The sequence below is a fragment of the Pseudomonas sp. B14(2017) genome (assembly GCF_002113255.1).
Lineage (GTDB): Bacteria > Pseudomonadota > Gammaproteobacteria > Pseudomonadales > Pseudomonadaceae > Aquipseudomonas > Aquipseudomonas putida_Z.
This window is the reverse complement of record NZ_NEJY01000022.1, coordinates 129,464-144,402: the sequence shown is the minus strand read 5'-3', so window position 1 is coordinate 144,402 and position 14,939 is coordinate 129,464. Positions and strand designations below refer to the sequence as shown.

Genomic DNA, 14,939 nt, shown 5'->3' with positions numbered 1-14,939 from the left:
CCTCCCGCCCGCCCGCAACCGGGCCAAAGCAAGGGCCAGGGCCACCTGCGCATCATCGCCGGCGAATGGCGCAGCCGCCGTCTGGCGGTGCCGGAAGGCGAAGGCCTGCGGCCAACGCCCGACCGCGTGCGCGAAACCGTATTCAACTGGCTGGCACCCTATATCGAGGGTGCCCGCGTGCTGGACGCCTTCACCGGCAGCGGCGCCCTGGTGCTCGAAGCCCTGTCCCGCGGGGCCGAGGACGCCGTCGCGCTGGACAGCAACCCGGCGGCCATCGCCAACCTGAAGAACAACCTCGAGATCCTGCGCTGCCCGCGCGGGCAAATCCTGCAGACCGACGCCCTGCGCTATCTGCAAGGCCCGGCCAAGCAGCAGTTCGACGTGGTGTTCCTCGACCCGCCGTTCCACCAGGACCTGCTGGCCGACACCTGCAACCTGCTGGAACAGAACCAGTGGCTGCGCGAGCAGGCGTGGGTCTACACAGAAAGCGAGGCTGCCCCATCGACCTTGCAATTGCCAGGTAACTGGCGCCTGCATCGAGAGAAAAAGACCGGCCAGGTACATTACGCGCTCTGGCAGCGGGGCTAATTATTTAAAGCAGGTGCAGCACCCTTGTCGCTGAAGCTGTTCGGGTTCATATCAACCAGAGCACTTCAGCGATGACCTCACCACCTACTTCGCCGCCCGACCTGGGCCAGGTCTCTGCAGGGCTTGACGCCTTGTCCTGCACCACTACCTCGCCATTGCAGCACTTCACGCTGGAAAACGGCCTGTCCGTTTACTTGCGAGAAAATCACAAGACATCTCTAGCCGCAGTCCAACTCTGGTACCACATAGGCTCAAGCCATGAGCCTGCCGGCCACACGAACCTGTCTCACGTACTGGAGCACCTGATTTTCGCAGGCAGCAGCAAACTGCCCGCCGGCCAATACAGCCGGGTGATCGCACGTATAGGGGGCAATGCCAATGCCACCACCCACCTGGACGCCACCTCCTATGAAATCTCGCTACCGGCCAGCCGCCTGCCCATAGCGTTGGAAATCATGGCCGATGCCATGAGCACCGCTACCTTCGGTCAAGCGGAGATAGAAAGGGAGATAAAGGCGGTGGAGGACGAGCGCCGGCTCAAGCTGGACGTCCAGCCCGACCGACAGGCATACGATCAGCATAACGCTCTGGCCCATGGCACCAGCCCTTATGCAGGCCCGAGCTTCGGTTATCCGGCAGACCTGGACAGCATCGACCTGGCGGCGCTGCGAACCTGGTACAGGTCCTGGTATCAGCCCAACAACGCAACGCTTGTGGTAGTCGGCAGCGTTGACCTGCCAACGCTCCGGCAGCATGTGGCGCGTTACTTCGCAGGCGTGCCGAAAGCGCCTGTCGCCGACCGGCCTGTTCCACGCCATGACACTCAACTGCAGGCCCGCAGCCACACCGTAAGCCTGCCAGGGTTACGCGAGGGGCTGTTCATGTCATTCAACGTTCCAGGCCGAGCAACAGCTCCCGACGCCGGGACATCGCTTGCCCTGACCCTGCTTTGCGACTTGCTTGGCGTAGGTTTCAGCTCCCGGCTGTACAGCGATCTGGTACGGGACAGGCGCCTGCTTACAGGTGTGCGAGTGTCCTACGAGCCCTTGGTACGTGGCGACACACTGTTGACGATTTCAGCCTACGTGAACACCACCCACGCCACACCGGAAGACGCCGCCCAAGCCGTTTACGAGCATGTGCAGGCGCTGCGCAGCGTTGCCTTGCCGGAAGCAGAGCTGCAGCGCGCCAAGTTGCGCATGCTCGCCCGACGGCTATTCGACCTCGACGCGCTCACCTCCCAGGCAGACGAGCTGGGCGCCGCTGCCGCCGCCGGTTTGCCAGCATCGGTGATTGACGAGGACTGCCCTCTCATCCGGGACCTCGACAGCGCGACAGTGCAACAGGTGGCGGTTGCCTATCTGGGGCGCGAACGGCTGACCACAACCTACCTTCGGCCAGGAGTGCCAGCATGAGCCCTGACAACTTGACGACCACCCGACCAACGCTGTGCGACGGCCCAACTACCGATACCGCCTTGGAGGCCATGGCCAACCTGGAGTCGGCCAAGGAAATCGAGCTTGGCCAGGTACCGCCCCTGCAAGCCGCCGCCGAGCGTTGGCAAACCGCCGGCGGCGCAAAGGTCAGCTTCATCGCAGACCATGACCGCCCGATGTTCGACCTGGCCTTGCGCTTTCGTGCAGGCAACGTGCTTGACGGTGCAAACCCAGGCCTGGCTGCAGTTACCCTGTACAGCCTCGACCAAGGGACCGGGGAGCTCGATGCAGCACAGTTTGCCGAGCAGCTGGCCGGGTTCGGGGCCATCCTCAGCAGAAGGATCACCGATGACAGTGCCGTCATCTCACTCCGCTGCCTGAGCTTGCCCGCGATACGCGCCAGCGTGATGCAACTGTTCACCCAGATGCTGGCATATCCTGCTTTCAGGGAGCCTGACGTGGCGAAAATCCGGGAGCGGCTGGCTTTCAACCGGGTCCGACAGGGCAGCCACCCCCTGGTACGGCTTACCAACACCACGATGGCTCATGTTTTCCGTGATCATCCGTACGCTGCCAGCGCCACCACGACGGCCAGTGGCACCGTCAATGTCGAGCAGATCAGGGACTTCCACCAGAAGGCTTACTCGGCGAACAATCTGGATATTGGCCTGGTGGGGGACCTGAGCCGCAATGATGCGGAGCAACTGATCGACGAACTCACCCGTGCCCTGCCGCAGGAGTGGGCCGCCGCCGCCCCGCCGCCACTCCCCGAACACCTGCCACTCGTGCAGCACCTGGCCGCCGCCGGCAGCGCCACCCGGGCACTGTTGACGTTGTCCTCGAAAGCTTCGCCAAGCAGCCCGCTATTTACGGCCTTGACGCTGCTCAACGTGATACTTGGCACCAGCTATGAATCACGCCTGACGCAAGAGTTGCGAACCCTGCGCAGCCTGACCTACGCCATCTACTCCGACCTCAACCCGCTGGATGCGGCATGCCTGCTGCAAATTCACTGGGACATCGCCCCGCAGTACCGGGATGCGGCAGCGGCCCTGGTGTCGGGGATTGTCGCGTGCCTGCGCGAACGAGGCCCTAGCCAGGCAGAGTGCGACATCGCTGTGAACGAAATTGCGGCCAAGCTGCATCACGACCTTGCAGACAGCGCCAAACTGGCCAGAGCACTTGCGACTTACAGCCACCAAGGGCTGCCAGGCGATCACCTTGCCACTTTTCTTGAAAGGCTACAGTCGCTCACGCCTGCGAACCTGCGTGAAGCCGGGCAGGTGTGGTTGGGCAACGCGACGCAAGTGCTGGTGACCGTAGGCCCCGAGTCAGTGCAGCTGCCACTGCCGGAAACAATGAAGGACGACCAATAGCGCAGGTACATCGGGGTTTTTCCATGGCATTCTAGGCACGCACAACATGAGTCGCCCACATGCCCAGCCCCAGCGCAACGTTCCGTCCAGCCCTCGGCCTTGCCAATCCCCACTTGCAAACCTTGTGGGGGCCATTGTGGCGAAAACTGCCAGAGCTGCAGCGCAACCGCGAGCGGCTATGGCTGGCCGATGGCGACTTCATCGACCTGGACTGGCACGGCCCGCACCAGCCCCACGCGCCGTTGGTGCTGGTGCTGCACGGTTTGACCGGATCCTCCCACTCGCCCTACGTCAAAGGCTTGCAGCAAGCGCTGCAAGGCCGCGGCTGGGCCAGCGTGGCGGTGAACTGGCGCGGTTGCTCGGGCGAGCCCAACCTGCTGCCACGCAGCTACCATTCCGGCGCCAGCGAAGACCTGGCCGAAATCGTCAGCCACCTGCGTGCCCAGCGCCCGTTGGCGCCGTTGTATGCGGTGGGTTATTCGCTGGGGGGCAATGTGCTGCTGAAATACCTGGGCGAAAGCGGTGTCGCCAGCCAGTTGCAGGCTGCGGTAGCGGTGTCGGTGCCGTTTCGCCTGGACCACTGCGCCGACCGCATCGGCCAGGGCTTTTCAAAGGTGTACCAGGCGCATTTCATGCGCGAGATGCTGGCTTATGTGCAGCTCAAGCAGCGGCACTTCCACGACAAGGGCCAGCATGAAGGGCTGGCGACGCTGCAACGGCTGGGGCCGTTGGCCAACCTGCGCACGTTCTGGGATTTCGACGGCAAGGTCACCGCACCGCTGAACGGTTTTCGCGATGCGCACGACTACTACCGCCGCTCATCGAGTCATTTTTTCCTCGGCCAGAACCGAACGCCGACGCTGATCATCCACTCCAGCGATGACCCTTTCGTCTCCGGTCACAGCCTGCCAACAGCCCGCGAACTGGCGCCGCAAACCCGCTTCGAACTGCACAGCCGCGGCGGCCATGTGGGCTTTGTCGATGGCAGCCTGCGCAACCCGGGCTATTACCTGGAGCGGCGGATTCCACAGTGGCTGGTGGAGGGTCAATAGGAGCTGCGGTTTTAATTGGCAGTACCGGCCTCATCGCCGGCAAGCCAGCTCCCACAGGTGTGGTATAGGCCTTATGGGCAGTGGTGTACCTGTGGGAGCTGGCTTGCCGGCGATGAGGCCGGGCCTGCTTACTCGCCAGTGGCTACGCCATGCTGCGGATCGTTGATCCACTCACTCCACGACCCGGCATACAGCTTGCCCAGCGGGTACCCGGCCAACGCCAGGGCAAACAGGTTATGACACGCCGTCACCCCTGACCCGCAATACGCCACCAACTGCTCCGGCGCCCGCCCGGCTAGCTTTTCGGCAAAGCGCTGTTTTAGCTGGTCCGGCTGCAGAAAACGCCCATCAGCCCCCAGGTTGTCGGTAAACGCCGCACACTGCGCCCCCGGAATATGCCCCGCCACCGGGTCGATCGGTTCCACTTCGCCACGGAAACGCGGCAAGGCACGCGCATCGATCAAGGTCAGGTCTGCGTTACCCAAGCGCTTGGCCAGGTGCTCGGCATTGATCAGCAGCTTGCCGTCCGGCTCACCGTTGAAGGTGCCTTCCCGCTTGAGCGGCGGGTCCAGGCTGAGCGGCAGGTGCGCTGCATGCCAGGCCTTCAGGCCACCGTCGAGGATCGCCACGCCGCTGCGCTTGCCCAGCCAGGCCAGCAGCCACCAGGCACGGGCGGCAAAAGCGCCAGGGCCGTCGTCGTACAGCACCACCTCGCTGTCATCGTCCAGGCCCCACTCACGCAGGCGCTCGACCAGCCGGCGCCCATCCGGCAACGGGTGGCGCCCGGTGCGCCCCTTGCTCACCGGCCCGCTGAGGTCACGCTCCAGGTCGGCAAAATGCGCCCCGGCAATATGCCCCTGGGCATAGCTGCGTTGGCCATAGTCCACATCCTCGAGGGCAAAGCGGCAGTCGAGGATCACCAACTTGGGCGAGCCCAGACGCTCGGCCAACTGCTGCGGGGTGATCAATTGCGCAAGGGGCATGACAATCTCCTGATCGATGGCACTATCGATAGCACTGAGGCCCTGGGCTAGTGCTCCAGGGCCTGGTTGAACGGTACATGGAATTCCTGGCAAAGGGCGTCCACGGCATTGCGGGCGTTGTCGGTGACGAAGCCCAGCTCCAGCACCAGTACCTGGTAGACGCCGCGCTTGAAGGCTTCTTCACCCAGGTGCGCGGAATGCTCCCGCGTGGTGCTGAGAAAACGTACCCAGGACGTCAACACGATCCAGGCGTTGATGGTCAGCGATTCGATCTGCGCTGGTGCCATGGCCAGGATGCCCGCCTCGACAAAGCCGCGGTAGATCGCCTGGCCCTGGCGCAGGCAGCGCTCGGAAAAGCGCCGATAACGGGCGGCCAGCTCCGGGTCGCTGTCCAGCAGGTGCTCCAGGTCGCGGTGCAGAAAACGGTAGTTCCACATCGCCGCCAGCAGGGCCTTGAGGTAGAAGCGCTTGTCCTCCACGGTCGCCGCGCGGCCTTGCGGCGGGCGCAGGAAGCTGTCCACCAGTTCTTCGTACTGGCTGAACAGCAAAGCGATGATCGCCTGCTTGTTGGGGAAGTGGTAATACAGGTTGCCGGGCGAAATTTCCATGTGCGCGGCAATGTGGTTGGTACTGACGCTGCGTTCGCCCTGCTGGTTGAACAGCTCGAGGCTGTTCTGCACGATGCGCTCTCGGGTCTTCATGCGCGGGGCCATGCTCAGCTCCCAGTCTGCGGGCCTTCATCAAAGGGTCATCTTACGGCGTATTGGCAATGGAATGCACCGCTCGACAACGCGGAAAAATTCGCACCATCGTACAAATTAGAGTATAGGCTCTAGGGATTCCCTGCCCGGACTCGACGCCGCCATGAACTCGCCCAGTGCCTTGCCCCCTGTGCAATCCGACCTCGACCTTGCGGCGACGTTCGCCACCCAGCGCCAGGCCTTTGCCGACAACCCCTTGCCAGCGGCGGCGCAGCGGCGCCAATGGCTGAAAAGCCTGCGGGAAGCCTTGCTGGCCGGCCAGGCCGAACTGATCGAGGCAATCGGCCAGGACTTTGAGGGGCGCAGCGCCGACGAGACCCTGCTGGCCGAGCTGCTGCCCTCGGTGCAAGGCCTGCGCCACGCCGAAAAGCACCTGCAACGCTGGATGCGCGCCAGCCGGCGCAAGGTCGGCCTGGCCTTCCAGCCGGCCAGCGCGCAGGTGCGCTACCAACCCCTGGGCGTGGTCGGCATCATCGTGCCGTGGAACTACCCGCTGTTCCTTGCCATCGGCCCGCTGACCTGCGCCCTGGCCGCCGGCAACCGGGTAATGCTCAAGCTCAGCGAAGCCACGCCCGCCACTGGCCAGGCGCTCAAGCAACTGCTGGAGCAGGTGTTCCCCACCGACCTGGTCAGCGTGGTGCTAGGCGAGGTCGAGGTAGGCCAGGCCTTTGCCCGCCTGCCGTTCGATCATCTGCTGTTCACCGGCGCCACAAGTGTGGGGCGCCAGGTAATGCTGGCTGCCGCGCACAACCTGACCCCCGTCACCCTGGAACTGGGCGGCAAGTCGCCAGCCATAGTCTCGGCCGACGTACCGCTGGACAGCGCCGCCGAGCGCATCGCCTTCGGCAAGACCCTCAACGCTGGCCAGACCTGCGTCGCCCCTGATTACGTGCTGGTGCCACGCGAGCGCCTGGAGGCCTTCAGCGACGCCTACCAGCGCGCCGTACGCCGGCTGTACCCGCGCATCGCCGGCAACCCCGACTACACCGCCATCATCAACCAGCGCCAGCTGCAGCGCTTGCAGCATCTACTGGACGATGCCCACGCCAAAGGTGCGCAGGTACTCGACCTGTACCCCGGTGAAACCCGCCAGGGCCGGCGCCTGCCACCCCACCTGCTGCTGGGGGTGAACGACGGCATGCAGGTGATGCAGGACGAAATCTTCGGCCCATTGCTGCCGCTGGTGCCCTACGACAGCCTCGAGCAGGCACTGGCCTACATCAACCAGCGCCCGCGCCCGCTGGCGCTTTACTACTTCGGCTATGACCGCGCAGCCCAGGAGCAGGTGCTGCGCCACACCCACTCCGGCGGAGTGTGCCTGAACGACACCCTGCTGCACGTGGCCCAGGATGACTTGCCGTTCGGCGGCATCGGCCCTTCAGGCATGGGCCATTACCATGGCCACGACGGCTTCCTGACCTTCAGCAAGGCCAAGGCGGTGCTGGCCAAGCAACGCTTCAATGCTGCCCGGCTGATCTACCCGCCTTATGGCAAAGCCTTGCAGCGCCTGGTCTTCAAGCTTTTCATCCGCTGAGGGCCGGCCCATGCACCGCCGCGAACTGCTGCGCTTCAGCCTTGGCGCCAGCGTCTTTCTGGCCGGTACCAGCCTGGTCGGCTGCAGCGCACAGACAGCCGCAACGGGTTACCAGGTACTGCGCGACGACGACCTGCCGCTGCTGCGCGCGCTGATCCCGGTGGTACTGGCCGGCACCCAGGCCGCCGAGACACTGGTGCTGCATAGCCTCGACCACAAGCTGGCGGCGCTGTCGCCGGAAATGCTCAAACTCACCCGGCAGTTGTTCGACGTGCTCAACCTGCCGCTCACCCGCGGCCCCCTGACCGGTGTCTGGGGCGCCTGGGAGCAAGCCAGCGCCACGCAGGTCACGGCCTTCCTGCAACGTTGGCAGGACAGCTCGCTGAACTTGCTGCGCATGGGCCACGCCTCGCTGCTGCAGTTGCTGCAGATGGCCTGGTACGAACGCCCCGAATCCTGGGCCGCCTGCGGCTACCCCGGGCCACCGAAAATCTGAAAACAACAAGAGCAGCGCCAATGCCTGTACCCGACCCGTTTCGCCAAGGCCTGGAAAGCGGCTGGATCACCCACGACGCCTCGCGCCTGGAGCACGACCTCACGCTGGAAGCCGACATTGCCGTGATCGGCAGCGGTGCCGGTGGCGCTACCAGCGCGCAAATGCTCAGCACTGCCGGCTTCAAGGTGCTGCTGATCGAAGAAGGCCCGCTGAAGACCAGCAGCGATTTCCACCTGCTGGAAAACGAAGCCTATGCCAGCCTGTACCAGGAAGGCCTGGGCCGCATGAGCAAGGATGGCGCCATCACCATCCTCCAGGGCCGCGCCGTGGGCGGCACCACGCTGGTCAACTGGACCTCGAGCTTTCGCACGCCGCCACAGACCCTGGCGCACTGGGCCGCAGCCCACAACGTGACCGGCCTGGGCGAGGAGCAAATGCGCCCCTGGTTCGAGCGCATCGAGCAGGAACTGGGCATCACCCCCTGGGCCCTGCCACCGAACGCCAACAACGACGTGCTGCGCCGTGGCTGCGAACAGCTGGGCTACCGCTGGGCGGTGATCCCGCGCAACGTGCGCGGCTGCTGGAACCTGGGCTACTGCGGCATGGGTTGCCCGGTGAATGCCAAGCAGTCGATGCTGGTCACGCGTATTCCCGCCACCCTCGAACAAGGCGGCGAGCTGCTGTACCTGGCTCGGGCCGAGCGCTTCGAACACAACGGCGAGCGCATCCAGGGCCTGTCATGCCAGGCGCTGGATAGCCAGGGCGTGCACACTACGGGCCGTCAGATCCGCGTTCGCGCGCGTCACTACATCCTTGCCGGTGGCGGCATCAACAGTCCGGCCCTGCTGCTGCGTTCCGACGCGCCCGACCCGCATGGCCGTCTGGGCAAACGTACCTTCCTGCACCTGGTCAACTTCAGCGCAGCACGCTTCAACGACCGTATCGACCCCTACTACGGCGCCCCGCAATCCATCTACAGCGACCATTTCCAATGGCAAGGCGGCAGCGACGGCCCGGTTGGCTACAAGCTGGAAGTGCCACCGCTGCACCCGGCCCTGGCCAGCACACTGCTTGGCGGGCATGGCCACGAGAATGCCCGGCGCATGGCCGAACTGCCACATACCCACGTGATGCTGGCGCTGCTGCGTGACGGCTTCCACCCGCAAAGCCAGGGAGGGGCCGTGGAGCTGCGCGGCGATGGCTCACCGGTGCTCGATTACCCGGTCACCGACTACCTGCGCGACGGCCTGCGCCGCGCCTACCGCAGCATGGCGCAGATCCAGTTCGCCGCCGGCGCCACCCAGGTCACCCCCATGCACAGCGATGCCAGCGCCGCGTCCAGCCTGGAGCAGGCCTTGGCCATGATCGACAAGTTGCGCCTGGAGCCGTTCCGCACGCGCCTGGGCAGCGCTCACGTGATGGGTGGCTGCGCCCTCGGCGACGACCCGCGCCAGGCGGTATGCGACAGCCTTGGCCGCCATCACCAGCTGGAAAACCTGTCGGTTCACGACGGCTCGCTGTTCCCCACCAGTATCGGCGCCAACCCGCAACTGTCGGTGTATGCCATCAGCGCCAGGCTCACCGAAGCGCTGGTCGCCCGCCTGGCACACAGCGCATGACAAGGAACAGGCCCCCTGTCTATAGTGCCATCAGCCGGCCGCATGACTTGGCCGGGGCGCCGTCGCTGCGCTACCATCCGACTCCCCAACGCACTCCAGCCAGGATGACGCGATGAACCGAGTGTTGTACCCGGGTACTTTCGACCCCATTACCAAAGGCCATGGCGACCTGGTCGAGCGCGCCTCGCGGCTGTTCGACCACGTGATCATCGCGGTGGCGGCCAGCCCGAAGAAAAACCCGCTGTTCCCGCTGGAACAACGGGTGGAGCTCGCCCGTGAGGTCACCAAGCACCTGCCCAATGTCGAAGTCATCGGCTTCTCCTCGCTGCTGGCGCATTTCGCCAAGGAACAGGGCGCCAACGTCTTCTTGCGTGGCCTGCGTGCGGTGTCCGACTTCGAGTACGAGTTCCAGCTGGCGAACATGAACCGGCAACTGGCTCCCGACGTCGAGAGCCTGTTCCTCACGCCTTCGGAGCGCTACTCGTTCATTTCCTCGACCCTGGTCCGGGAAATTGCCGCGCTGGGCGGTGATATCAGCAAGTTCGTCCACCCGGTGGTGGCCGAGGCGCTGACCGAACGCTTCAAGAAGTGACCTTTAGCGGCTGATCATCGCGCCCGCGTGCACTGCGGGCGCGAATGCGGCACAATTGTGCCCACTGCGTTGAACATGCCCGGGCGCAGAGCCCCGGCCGGAGTCCCCATGTCCCTGATCATCACCGACGATTGCATCAACTGCGACGTCTGCGAACCCGAGTGCCCGAACGAGGCCATCTCCCAAGGCGAAGAGATCTACGTGATCGACCCTAACCTGTGCACCCAGTGCGTGGGCCATTACGACGAGCCGCAATGCCAGCAGGTCTGCCCGGTCGACTGCATCCCGCTGGATGAAGCGCACCCGGAAACCGAAGAAGAGCTGATGGCCAAGTACCGCCGGATTACTGGCAAGGCCTGATATCAGGTCAGCCCTCATCGCCGGCAAGCCAGCTCCCACAGAGATATCATCGCTCTCGAGAGCTATGCAGTACCTGTGGGAGCTGGCTTGCCGGCGATAGGGCCTCAAGCCTCAGCGCTGGCAACGCGGGCAATACACACTCGCCCTCTGCCCCAGCTTCACCTCGCGCAACTCCGTGCCACACACCTTGCACGGCTGCCCGCCCCGCCCGTACACGAACAATTCCTGCTGGAAGTACCCCGGCTGCCCGTCGCCACCGATGAAGTCGCGTAGCGTGGTGCCGCCCTGCTCGATCGCCGCCGCCAGCACGCGCTTGATCTCGATCGCCAGCTTCAGGTAACGCGCCCGGGAAATCCCGCCCGCTTCCCGACGAGGGTCGATGCCGGCGGCAAACAGCGCCTCGGTGGCGTAGATGTTGCCCACCCCCACCACCACCGCGTTGTCCATGATGAACGGCTTGACCGCCATCGACCGCCCACGGGACAGCTGGAACAGCCGCTCGCCATCGAACAGGTCGGTCAGCGGCTCCGGCCCCAGGCGCAGCAGCAGTTCGTGGTTGAGCGGGTCCAGGCTCCACAGCATCGCGCCAAAGCGGCGCGGGTCGGTGTAGCGCAGCATCAACCCCGACTCCAGCTCGATATCCACGTGCTCATGCTTGGCCGCCGGCAAGCCCAGCTCGACCAGGCGAAGGTTGCCCGACATGCCCAGGTGACTGATCAGGGTGCCGACCTCGGCATTGATCAACAGGTACTTGGCGCGCCGCTCGACACTGACGATGCGCTGCCCCGACAGGCGCACATCCAGGTCTTCCGGAATCGGCCAGCGCAGGCGCCGGTCACGTACCACCACCCGGCTGACGCGCTGGCCTTCCAGGTGGGGCGCAATACCGCGCCGGGTGGTTTCTACTTCTGGCAATTCCGGCATGTGTCAGTGCCCGCCCAACTCGCGAATGTTCTGCTTGAGGTTTTCGAAATCGTATTCCGACAAACCAATGTAATCGAGCACCAGCGGGCCGACCACATTCCATTCGTGGTCCACGGCCTGGTTGCCCAGCACCCGGTACGACGCGCAGATGTGCTCGGCCATCTTCAGCACCGCCAGCAGGTTTTTAAGCTGGCTCTGGGTATTGCTCGAACTCTCGTCGCGGAACACCGCCAGGGCGTTGTGGTGGTTGGCAATGGCCGCACTGAGGTGCTCGGGCAGGCGCCAGGACTTGGCAGTGAAATAGCCGACCACCGAATGGTTGGTGTTGAACGCGCGGTTTTCGGTGTCGACCACGCGGGTTTCCTCGTCGGCCTTGGCATAGGCCTCTTCCAGCACATCCATGTAGTCGGGGAAGCGCTTGAGCATCAGCGGCACGCCACAGTCATGGAACAGGCCCAGGGTGTAGGCCTCGTCTGCCGCCTGGATGCCGGTGCGCTTTGCCAGGGTCAGGCAGGTCATCGCCACGTCCTGGGCGGTGTCCCAGAAGCGGTTGAGGGTAACGATGGTCTCGTCGCTCATCTCGCCCTTGATCGACTGGGCGTTGATCAGGTTGATGATCGAACGGCTGCCCAGCAGGTTCACCGCGCGCTGGATCGAACCGATCTTGTTGGAAAGGCCGAAATGCGGGGAGTTGACCAGTTTGAGCAAGGCGCCCGAGAGGCCCGGGTCCTGGGAAATCAGCTTGGCGATGGTTTCCAGGTCCGGGTCAGGCATGTACTGCTCGAACTGCAGATCGACCATGATCTGCGGTTGCGGCGGAATGGTGATGCCTTGCAAGGCTTGCTGGATCTGTTCGGCGCTGAGTTCTTGGGACATACGTGCACACTCGTTTGGGACCGGCGATTCTAACCCTCCAGACCGGAAATGGACCAACCACTGAATCGTTGCGCCGGAACTTTACTTTATCCATCCGTGCCTCTTTCTCATATTCATCAAGGAAAGGAGCAAGGCCCATGAGTGCAGAACTGAACGGCAAGCGAGTGGCTTTCCTGGTCACCGACGGCTTCGAGCAAGTGGAACTGACAGGCCCTCGCGAAGCCCTGGAGCAGAGCGGCGCGGTGGTGGATATCCTCAGCGACAAGGAGGGCACGGTACGCGGCTGGAACCACGACCAGCCGGCCGACGCATTCGCCGTGGACGCAACCTTCGAAAGCGCCCACCTGGACCTCTACGATGCCCTGGTGCTGCCCGGCGGCGTGCAAAACTCTGACACGATTCGGTTGATCCCCGCCGCGCAGAAACTGGTGAAAAGCCACGATTCGGCTGGCAAGCCGCTGGCGGTGATCTGCCACGGTGGCTGGTTGCTGGTGTCGTGCGGGTTAGCCAAGGGCAAGCGGCTGACCAGCTACAAGACCCTGCAGGACGACATCCGCAATGCCGGCGGAGACTGGGTGGATGAAGAAGTGGTCGTCGATGGCAACCTGATCACCAGCCGCCAACCCGACGACATTCCGGCGTTCAACCAGCAACTGATCAAGGCATTGGCAGCCTGACGCCATCTCATGGCCTACGCGAGGCCTGCAGGAGCGGCCTCGTGTCGCGAAAGGGCCGCAAAGCGGCCCCGGCAATCCATGCAGCGCTGCTGAAACCCTGGGGCTGCTGCGCAGCCCTTTCGCGACACAAGGCCGCTCCCACAACGGGCATGCGGCCCGGCAACAGGCTATAATCCCGCTCTTTTTTCCCGGAGCGACGTCATGTCCCTGCCCAGCCTACGCCTCAAAGCTAATGCCGACCGCCGCCTGCGCGCCGGCCACCTGTGGGTCTACAGCAACGAAGTCGACGTCAGCGCGACCCCGCTGCAAGGCTTCCAGGCCGGCCAGCAGGCTGTTCTCGAGGCGGCCAACGGCAAGCCGCTGGGTATCGTCGCACTGAGCCCGAACAACCTGATCTGCGCCCGCCTGCTGTCGCGCGACGCCAAGCTGCCGCTGGACAAGTCGCTGCTGGTGCACCGCCTGAACGTCGCCCTGTCGCTGCGCCAGCGCCTGTTCGACCAACCGTGCTACCGCCTGGTCTATGGCGATTCCGATCTGCTGCCAGGCCTGGTGGTCGACCGCTTCTTCGACATCCTCGTGGTGCAATTGGCCTCGGCCACCATGGAAGCGCACAAGGACGACGTGATTGCAGCCCTGGTACAGGTGCTCAAGCCAAGCGGCATCCTGTTCAAGAACGACTCCTCCGCGCGTGACGCCGAAGGCCTGCAGCGCTATGTCGAGACCGTCTATGGCGAAGTGCCGGACTGGGTGCCGCTGGAAGAAAACGGCGTCAAGTTCGAAGCCCCGGTACGCGAAGGCCAGAAGACCGGCTGGTTCTACGACCACCGCATGAACCGTGCACGCCTGGCGCCGTACGTTAAAGGCAAGCGCGTGCTCGACCTGTTCAGCTACATCGGTGGCTGGGGCGTGCAAGCCGGTGCCTTCGGCGCCAGCGAAGTGTTCTGCGTCGACGCCTCGGGCTTTGCCCTGGACGGCGTGGAGCGTAACGCCGCGCTGAACGGTATCAGCGAGAAACTGACCTGCATCGAAGGCGATGTGTTCGAGGCCCTGCGCGAACTGAAGGCCGCCGAAGAGCGCTTCGACGTGATCATTGCCGACCCACCCGCCTTCATCAAGCGCAAGAAAGACCTGAAGAACGGTGAAGCGGCCTACCGCCGCCTGAACGAACAGGCCATGCGCATGCTGACCAAGGACGGCATCCTGGTCAGTGCCTCGTGCTCGATGCACCTGCCCGAGGACGACCTGCACAACATCCTGCTGACCAGCGCCCGTCACCTGGACCGCAACCTGCAGTTGCTCGAGCGCGGCGGCCAGGGCCCCGACCACCCGGTGCACCCGGCCATCGCCGAAACCCGCTACATCAAGAGCATCACCTGCCGGTTGCTGCCAAACAGCTGATATCCGCTAAAAAGGGCCGCCAAGCGGCCCTTTCCTGCTGCAATCTCCCCGCCAGCTATCCACATCTGCATTCCCTCGCCGCGCCAGCGGTGTAGAATCGGCCTATTCATCGCCAGTCATCCCCGGCGGGTTTATGAGCTCTGCCCAAGCACGCGGCGATCCCGCGAGGTCTTCGGCCCCATCCGTGCCAGTGGCAACCGGCCTGCGGTACAAAGGACAAGAGAAGCTCACTCCCCTTTTTGTGACCTGATTAAGCCGCCAGGAGTG

General features: G+C 64.2%; 15 protein-coding genes. 11 read left to right on the top strand and 4 right to left on the bottom strand.

The window, feature by feature from the left end; genetic code table 11:
- The 4 genes from rsmD to CAG34_RS22505 form a co-directional block, all read left to right on the top strand.
- Positions 1–588, top strand: a 588-nt coding sequence (rsmD, locus tag CAG34_RS22520; RefSeq protein ID WP_085592487.1) for a 16S rRNA (guanine(966)-N(2))-methyltransferase RsmD, incomplete at its 5' end; no start/stop codon positions are given.
- Positions 589–659: 71 nt separating this feature from the next.
- Entirely contained in the window at positions 660–2,003 is a 1,344-nt protein-coding gene (locus CAG34_RS22515; RefSeq protein WP_085592485.1) for a pitrilysin family protein, read from the top strand.
- Between the two features lie 71 nt (positions 2,004–2,074).
- Complete coding sequence (locus CAG34_RS22510) at positions 2,075–3,400, top strand: pitrilysin family protein (RefSeq protein WP_178080896.1); 1,326 nt, start codon at positions 2,075–2,077, stop codon at positions 3,398–3,400.
- A 59-nt stretch (positions 3,401–3,459) separates the two neighbouring features.
- Positions 3,460–4,452 (top strand): hydrolase, encoded by a 993-nt coding sequence (locus CAG34_RS22505; RefSeq protein WP_085592481.1) that lies wholly within the window; start codon positions 3,460–3,462, stop codon positions 4,450–4,452.
- Between the two features lie 128 nt (positions 4,453–4,580).
- Here the strand turns inward: CAG34_RS22505 and CAG34_RS22500 are convergent, their stop codons facing one another.
- Entirely contained in the window at positions 4,581–5,435 is an 855-nt protein-coding gene (locus CAG34_RS22500; RefSeq protein ID WP_085592479.1) for a sulfurtransferase, read from the bottom strand.
- A 47-nt stretch (positions 5,436–5,482) separates the two neighbouring features.
- Positions 5,483–6,148, bottom strand: a complete 666-nt coding sequence (locus CAG34_RS22495) for a TetR/AcrR family transcriptional regulator (RefSeq protein WP_025340981.1) — start codon at positions 6,146–6,148, stop codon at positions 5,483–5,485.
- A 151-nt stretch (positions 6,149–6,299) separates the two neighbouring features.
- Between CAG34_RS22495 and CAG34_RS22490 the strand changes: the two genes are divergently transcribed.
- The 5 genes from CAG34_RS22490 to CAG34_RS22470 all read left to right on the top strand — a co-directional run bounded on the left by CAG34_RS22490 (position 6,300) and on the right by CAG34_RS22470 (position 10,797).
- On the top strand, positions 6,300–7,730 hold the full coding sequence (locus CAG34_RS22490) for a coniferyl aldehyde dehydrogenase (RefSeq protein ID WP_085592477.1): 1,431 nt from the start codon (positions 6,300–6,302) through the stop codon (positions 7,728–7,730).
- A 10-nt stretch (positions 7,731–7,740) separates the two neighbouring features.
- On the top strand, positions 7,741–8,226 hold the full coding sequence (locus CAG34_RS22485; protein ID WP_085592475.1) for a twin-arginine translocation pathway signal protein: 486 nt from the start codon (positions 7,741–7,743) through the stop codon (positions 8,224–8,226).
- A gap of 20 nt (positions 8,227–8,246) precedes the next feature.
- On the top strand, positions 8,247–9,845 hold the full coding sequence (locus CAG34_RS22480; protein WP_085592473.1) for a GMC family oxidoreductase: 1,599 nt from the start codon (positions 8,247–8,249) through the stop codon (positions 9,843–9,845).
- Between the two features lie 112 nt (positions 9,846–9,957).
- Entirely contained in the window at positions 9,958–10,437 is a 480-nt protein-coding gene (gene coaD, locus CAG34_RS22475) for a pantetheine-phosphate adenylyltransferase (protein ID WP_014861498.1), read from the top strand.
- A gap of 108 nt (positions 10,438–10,545) precedes the next feature.
- The gene (locus tag CAG34_RS22470) at positions 10,546–10,797 is read left to right on the top strand and encodes a YfhL family 4Fe-4S dicluster ferredoxin (RefSeq protein WP_013974644.1); all 252 of its coding nucleotides are present in this window, start codon (positions 10,546–10,548) and stop codon (positions 10,795–10,797) included.
- A 111-nt stretch (positions 10,798–10,908) separates the two neighbouring features.
- Here the strand turns inward: CAG34_RS22470 and mutM are convergent, their stop codons facing one another.
- Together mutM and CAG34_RS22460 are read right to left on the bottom strand one after the other, a co-directional pair.
- The gene (mutM, locus tag CAG34_RS22465; protein ID WP_010955661.1) at positions 10,909–11,721 is read right to left on the bottom strand and encodes a bifunctional DNA-formamidopyrimidine glycosylase/DNA-(apurinic or apyrimidinic site) lyase; all 813 of its coding nucleotides are present in this window, start codon (positions 11,719–11,721) and stop codon (positions 10,909–10,911) included.
- Positions 11,722–11,724: 3 nt separating this feature from the next.
- Positions 11,725–12,543: an HDOD domain-containing protein gene (locus tag CAG34_RS22460; RefSeq protein WP_178080898.1), complete on the bottom strand. Its 819-nt coding sequence runs from the start codon at positions 12,541–12,543 to the stop codon at positions 11,725–11,727.
- A 191-nt stretch (positions 12,544–12,734) separates the two neighbouring features.
- Here CAG34_RS22460 and CAG34_RS22455 point away from each other — a divergent pair, with 191 nt between their 5' ends.
- Together CAG34_RS22455 and CAG34_RS22450 are read left to right on the top strand one after the other, a co-directional pair.
- The gene (locus CAG34_RS22455) at positions 12,735–13,274 is read left to right on the top strand and encodes a type 1 glutamine amidotransferase domain-containing protein (protein WP_025340987.1); all 540 of its coding nucleotides are present in this window, start codon (positions 12,735–12,737) and stop codon (positions 13,272–13,274) included.
- Positions 13,275–13,475: 201 nt separating this feature from the next.
- Positions 13,476–14,672: a class I SAM-dependent rRNA methyltransferase gene (locus CAG34_RS22450; protein ID WP_013974648.1), complete on the top strand. Its 1,197-nt coding sequence runs from the start codon at positions 13,476–13,478 to the stop codon at positions 14,670–14,672.
- The last annotated feature ends 267 nt before the right edge of the window (positions 14,673–14,939 follow it).